The organism is Huintestinicola sp., assembly GCF_050874005.1.
In the GTDB taxonomy this organism is placed as follows: domain Bacteria; phylum Bacillota; class Clostridia; order Oscillospirales; family Ruminococcaceae; genus Huintestinicola.
Window position 1 is genome coordinate 1 of sequence record NZ_JBNMJV010000074.1, and the last position, 6,262, is coordinate 6,262.

At 43.4% G+C, this 6,262-nt stretch carries 4 protein-coding genes and 1 tRNA gene; 2 read left to right on the plus strand and 3 right to left on the minus strand.

The genetic code is table 11. From position 1 onward, the window contains the following. Positions 1-282: 282 nt before the first annotated feature. The 3 genes from secF to ACR0QN_RS13805 all read right to left on the minus strand — a co-directional run bounded on the left by secF (position 283) and on the right by ACR0QN_RS13805 (position 4,162). A complete protein-coding gene (gene secF, locus ACR0QN_RS13795; RefSeq protein WP_432651803.1) occupies positions 283-1,257 on the minus strand; it encodes a protein translocase subunit SecF in 975 nt (324 codons plus the stop codon). Continuing rightward, positions 1,254-2,660 (minus strand): preprotein translocase subunit SecD, encoded by a 1,407-nt coding sequence (locus ACR0QN_RS13800; protein ID WP_432651804.1) that lies wholly within the window; start codon positions 2,658-2,660, stop codon positions 1,254-1,256. The genes secF and ACR0QN_RS13800 overlap by 4 nt, the downstream gene beginning before the upstream one ends. 206 nt (positions 2,661-2,866) lie before the next feature. Then, positions 2,867-4,162, minus strand: a complete 1,296-nt coding sequence (locus tag ACR0QN_RS13805; protein WP_432651805.1) for a hypothetical protein — start codon at positions 4,160-4,162, stop codon at positions 2,867-2,869. Positions 4,163-4,432: 270 nt separating this feature from the next. Here ACR0QN_RS13805 and ACR0QN_RS13810 point away from each other — a divergent pair. Together ACR0QN_RS13810 and ACR0QN_RS13815 are read left to right on the plus strand one after the other, a co-directional pair. Then, a tRNA-Pro gene (locus ACR0QN_RS13810) sits at positions 4,433-4,509 on the plus strand. A 313-nt stretch (positions 4,510-4,822) separates the two neighbouring features. Further along, positions 4,823-5,497 (plus strand): hypothetical protein, encoded by a 675-nt coding sequence (locus ACR0QN_RS13815; protein ID WP_432651806.1) that lies wholly within the window; start codon positions 4,823-4,825, stop codon positions 5,495-5,497. The last annotated feature ends 765 nt before the right edge of the window (positions 5,498-6,262 follow it).

Consider the following 6,262-nt stretch of genomic DNA (forward strand, 5'->3'; position numbering starts at 1 on the left):
AAGGGTGTTTGAGCGCTCTACAAGGGGAGGCGGTCGTGTACGCCTCCCCTCGAAATGCTGTCGCATTTCTCACCCCTTGCTCCGTTTTTGAAGGATAAAGGAGATTTCGCCCTCTGCGGAGGGCGACCAAAGGGCGCCGCCCTTTGGAAACCTGCAAGCCTTTAAAAAAGGCTTGAGCGAAATTTTTAGTGTTGTGCTCACTTGTGCAAATTTTTTTCAAAAATCACTTTATCGACAAGCTGAGGTCAGCCCGATTAGGACTGACCTTTTGCTGTATTCGGATTATGCTTCGATAGATTTTTCGGGAGCAGCCTTAGGCTTGCCGCTCTTGCCCGACTTTTTATCCTCAAGCCATACCCACAGGGGACCTGCGATGCAGGTGGAGGAGTATGCACCCGAGATAAGACCCATTGTCATAGGGAATGCAAAGGAAATAATGGAGTTAACTCCGTAAACCATTGCAACAATGGAAATGATTATCATCGCCGAAACTGTTGTTACGGTGGTGTTGATGGAACGGGTCATAGACTGGTTTATGCTGAGGCTTGTAAGCTCGCCGAGAGTGTACTTGTTCTTGTAAAGCTTCTTGTTTTCACGGATACGGTCGTAAATAACGATGGTGCTGTTGATGGAGTAACCGAAGATGGTGAGCACAACCGCCATAAAGTTTGCGTCGATCTCCATACCGAATACGATGAATGTGCCGTAAACCACGATGATATCGTGAAGCAGGGCTGCAACGGCGCAGACGCCTGCGAGCCAGCCGCCGATGTTCTTAAATCTGATCGCAATGTAGATTATAAGAACGATGGCTGCAAATACTGCCGCAACGATACATTTGCTGAAGAACTCCTTACCTGCGGAGGGTGAAACGTCTGTGGACTCAACAAGCTCAAGGTTATTTGCCGCATATTTTTCCTCAAGGGTGTTGGTGAGGACTATCTGCTTGTCTGCGGTAAGACCCGAGTTTGAAAGCATTGAGAGCTGAATGTTGTTCTTGCCTGTGTTGAAGTCTGTTCCTGTGGTCGCCTTTACGCCTATGCCCTCAAGAGCGGCGGAAGCGTCGTTCTGGAATGCGTTCAGGTCGATATCTCCCTCATAGAGATAGGTGATAAGAGTACCGCCCTTGAACTGGATATCAAGCTTTGCTCCGAAAATGAATGTGGATAAAATACAGAACGCAATTAAAATAATGGAAATGGTGAAATAGATCTTTCTGTTTTTAATAAAATCTATATGGAATTTGCAGTCGCTCATTTCTTTGCACCTCCGTAAAGCTTGGGATTTCTGAATGCCTTAAAGCCCGAGAGTGACATAAGCATAAGTCTGGAGCAGAGAACACCGAAGAAGAGGTTCAGTATAGTACCTGTCAGCAGGGTGAAGCCGAAGGAATAAATTGTTCCTGCGGTGGACGGACCGAACATAAAGAACACGAAGTGGAGAGCCTTTGCAAAGATGCTGTCGGGAGTGCCGAATGCGCCCATAAGGATTATAGCAACGAGTATCATTGTGATGTTTCCGTCCATAATAGCCGAAAGCGCACGCTGATAGCCGCTTATAAGGGCACCGTCAAGGGTCTTGCCGTTGTTAAGCTCTTCCTTTATTCTCTCTGCGGTGATAACGTTGGCATCAACACCCATTCCGACAGCGAGGATAATACCTGCGATACCGGGAATGGTAAGTATTCCGCTGGCGTTAAATCCGAAGTATCCCGAAACGAACGCCAGAGTTCCTGCGACCTGTCCGATAAGTGCGATAACTGCGATAAAGCCGGGGAGCCTGTACACGATTATCATAAACAGGGCGATGCAGGCAAATGCGATAATTCCCGCAACAACCATTGCTTCAAGAGCGCCCATACCGAGGCTGGGGGAGATGGTGGAGAAGCTTGCTGTCACAAGCTTGAAGGGAAGCGCACCGGAATTTATCTGGTCGGCAAGCTTCTTGGAGCTGTCAGCGTCGAAGTTTCCGCTGATGGTAGCCTTGCCGTCGGTGATAACGGCGCTTACTTTAGGGTAGGAAATGCAGGTGTCGTCCATCCAGATGGAGATGACTCCGCCTTCGCTATAAAGCTTTTCGGTTGCAGCTGCGAATTTCTGAGCACCCTCGTCTGTAAGGTTAAGAGCAACTACCCACTGGCTGCCTGCGTTTGCGCTCTGGTCGTATGCGGCATAAGCCTCGGCAACGTCCTTGCCCTCAAGGATAATGTTTTCGGCGGTAACGCCTGTGGGCTTGTTCATACTGTCAAGCTCGATACCCTCACGGAAGGTAAGCTGTGCAGTTTCGCCCAGCTCCTTAACGGCAGCCTCGGGGTCGAACTCAGCTTCGCCCTCTTTCCAGGGGAAACGTACTATGATACGGTCGTTGTTGTAATCAATGTATGCCTCGTAATCGGTAATGTTCAGGTTTATCATACGCTGAACGATGACTTCCTTGGCGGAGTCAAGCTGCTCGTCGGTTGCGTCGAATCCCTCGGGAGGAGTAAACGTAACATCAACGCCGCCCTTGATATCAATACCAAATCGGATATCGTCAACGCCTTTTACGTAAACTGTTTCAATATCGCCGTAATAGCTGCTGAAACCGAATAGCACCGAAGCCGCAAACGCCATTATCAGCAGGAAAACGACAAAGAATACAGGTTTTTTGACCCTTTTCACTTTTATGACCATTCCTTTCCCGATGTCTGTGTGAACATCTGTGTTGGACCGTTTCTACATACGGCCGCAATTATCGTTTAATTATAACATTTATTTGCACGCTTGTCAATAGGTGAAAATTTAACTTTTACGAAATTTACTGCCTTTTTTCGCCCTGCGATAAAAACAGGGCGCTGTCCGTTCGGTCAGCGTCCTGTCTGAATTTATCATACCCCTGCCGCAAGAGCGGTCTCATTCTTAGCTGCGTCATTTTGTGCCGCCTCCATTGCTGCCGTTATGCTTGCGGCGGCTTCGTCTCTGTAAAAGCCTATCGAAGCAGTTCCGTACACGGTCTCACCGTATTCCCGGCGGAAATTTTCCGCTCTGCGTCTGAAGCTTTCCCCGTCGCCGCCGAATGAGACTGCCGCAAACTCGTTTTCGCCTGTTCTGTAGCATTTTTCCCTGCCGAAAGTCTCCATAAGCATAATGGCGAAAATGCGCAGGCGTTCTCTTTTCAGACTGCTGTCATCACATTCGGGTGCACCTATGGGAGACAGCCTTGCATACAGCACTCCCAGAGGTCCTTTCCTACCGTTTACTTCGTATTCCCTGCAAAGCTCGTCATAGCAATGTCTGTTCCTGATACCCGTCATAATGTCGCAGGAAGCATAATATTTTTCCGCAGCTGTCCGCTCCGTCAGGTATTTTCCTTCTTTGTCCTCCTCGGCAATATAGATGAATGCCAAGGGGTCTTCGGGGGAATGATCGGCGCTGCGGACTATTTTCATACACACGGGCTTGTACCCGCCGTTTATTTTTCGGCGGTAGTAAAGCCTTGCTTCTCCTTCCTCTGCGAGACGGCGGCGCAGGTAATCGTTATCAATAAATTTCAGGAATTTTTCCCTGTCTTCTTCATAAACATTGCCTGCCTGAGCAAAGCTTGCAAACCAGTTAACTATCCCCGGGGCAAGGCTTTCCTCTGCGCTTATCTCGCTGTCGGTCATATAAACAGGCTCGTAATATCCGTCGGAGAGCCTTACGTGTACTATCTTGCAGTATGACCTGCCAAGCTCCGCACCGATACGTGAGCGGCATTTATCCGTGCAGGATATGCACATTATCGCCCAGGGATTTTCCCGTGAAAAATTTTTGGAAGCGATTATCTCCATTGTCACGTTTTCATATTCTCTTAAAATACGGCATCTGAGGCCGTGAAGTATTATATGCTTGCCGCCCGTGCCGCCAAGCAGTCTGCCTGCAAGATAATCCGAGTCAAGATATCTCAGAAACATTTCGCTGTCGTCTTTATGTATTATTCCCTCTGTGACACCACCTTTGGCATATTCAAAAAAGGAGCCGCAGGCTTCGGCGTCTTTGTCCCGATAGTCCTGATATGTTTTTATTAAATGAAATTCGCCTGTGAAAACATTGAGCTTGACCACCTTGAGGTAATTTTCAAACACAATGGAAAGTGCGGCGGTGTTTTCCTTTCCAATTCCCTGCATGCTCGGCTGACCCGACATAAGCGTCCTCCTCTCTGAAACAAATCCTTAACAGTATCTAAATACATTATACTCTTTTGCGGATGATTTGTCAAATTACATTTTGTTATAAAAGTATAATTTACATAATTTCGTGAGAAGTATATAAAAAAATTGAATTTTGTTGATTTATATGCATACTGTAAATTCTCTTATTTTGGCTTTGCGGCAGAGGAATATGTGTATTTTTACTGAATTTTTAAAATAAGTATTTACAAACTTATTTTTCTGTGGTATAATAAACTTTATCATCGAGGTGTGGCTCAGTTTGGTAGAGCGCTTCGTTCGGGACGAAGAGGTCGTGGGTTCGAGTCCCGTCACCTCGACCAGCAATGCTCATAATTTTTTTGAGCCGAAAGCTCCTTTGGTTTTGCGCCAAAGGAGCTTTTTCGTTATGCCTGCTCTAATATTCAGTTACCCTTTCCCCTCCCTTTTATACTCCTTTGTATGTGTTTATTCCCAATCAATTCCGAGCAACTCACTAATTTAGTGATCAACACTTCTTGATATGAATATAGATGATTTACTATGATCCATACACTAAATTACTCTTTTGTTAATTTTTTATAAAATTTTACAGATTTTATTTTATTTGCCGATAACATAGTAGTAATTACCTTTTTATGGAAAGGATTTACTATTATGAAAAAAGCATTGGATTTTTCAATTACCGATGACGGATATGGTATCCACACATTTGAACTATCATATCCGCATATAAATCATCTGATCTTTAACGAACTGAAAGAACGTTTTTCCGATGAAGAACGTTTTTCATACTACAAACGATTTTTCAAAGATGGATATATGATATGTGCATACCCTAAATTCAAAGGGATGCGTATCCATCTCATTCACCGCTATCCTAATCATTATTATATGGAAATAATTATCACTCCATGGTCATTGTTACGAGATGAAACGGGAACAACACAGATTTTTTTCGATGAGTCGGCACTTACCACACTGGAACACTACATCAATATTTGTATCACAGAAACCATGGGAGCGGAGTATAACTTAGATTCATTCAACCTTTCCCGAATAGACTGCTGCGTTAATGTTATGCTGTCAGAGGATTATTCGGCGGCAAGATATATTAAGCTGATACGCCGCTCAATTATAACAAGATCTAAAAAGAATGAGATATTATACGACAGCAGTAAGAAAAATTATAAAGAGAAAAACAAACACAATTTCAGACTGATCACTGATAATGTTACATTTACTGCATATGACAAATATTACCAGCTTGATGATATCCGGGTCGATTATGAGAGCATCTCCGATTCGCTTCTGCGTCTGGAGCTTTCCTAAGCTCTTTCCAGAATAATTCACACATATAGGACACATTCTTGTCAGTGCTTCTACCGCTGAAAGCAAATCAGTCACATTAGAAACAGAATCATCCCCATTCATAATACAATCTACATATCTTTTGCGGACTGAGAAATATTGCTTTAGATCGTCGGATATGGTAGTATCAATATTGGTACTGTTAAAAACTGTCATAATATTCACCTTCAAATAATTCCAATATAAATCTTAATGAAAAAATATAAGCTTATTAGAGCAATAATTTTCTATAAAAGCGAAAACCACTTAAAAATCTTTTCAAAAGACCGATTGGATTTCATAATCAATCATTGACATTGTTTACAGCCAATGCTTAACTGCCTATATTATATAATGGCATTACCGGCAAAATCAACAAGTAATTCTGACCCTTGAAAACTACTTGCAAAATTTTCACTTTCTTGCGTGTAGTCTTTTATATATTCTGCAAATACAACATAAGATTTACCTATATAAATAAAATGCGTGAGTACTGTCAAATTGTACTCACGCATTTTAACTCTGTAAAATCATTACTCTATATAAATATCCTCATCGGAATATGGTATTTCACCATGCTCTGTTTCATAACGCTTTATTTCCTTGCTTATAAGGTAACCTCTAAAAACCCTGGTATTTAAACAAGCGGAATTATATGAGGAAAATTTTCCGTGTCAAAAGCCGAAACAGCCTCTATTTGACCACAAAATCCCCTCTATTATTGCCCTTTTTCCTCAAAAGGGCGCA

Coding starts and splice junctions, on each gene's coding strand:
- secF (WP_432651803.1), bottom strand. CDS start 1,257: ATGAGCGACTGCAAATTCCATATAGATTTTATTAAAAACAGAAAGATC.
- ACR0QN_RS13805 (WP_432651805.1), bottom strand. CDS start 4,162: ATGTCGGGTCAGCCGAGCATGCAGGGAATTGGAAAGGAAAACACCGCC.
- ACR0QN_RS13815 (WP_432651806.1), top strand. CDS start 4,823: ATGAAAAAAGCATTGGATTTTTCAATTACCGATGACGGATATGGTATC.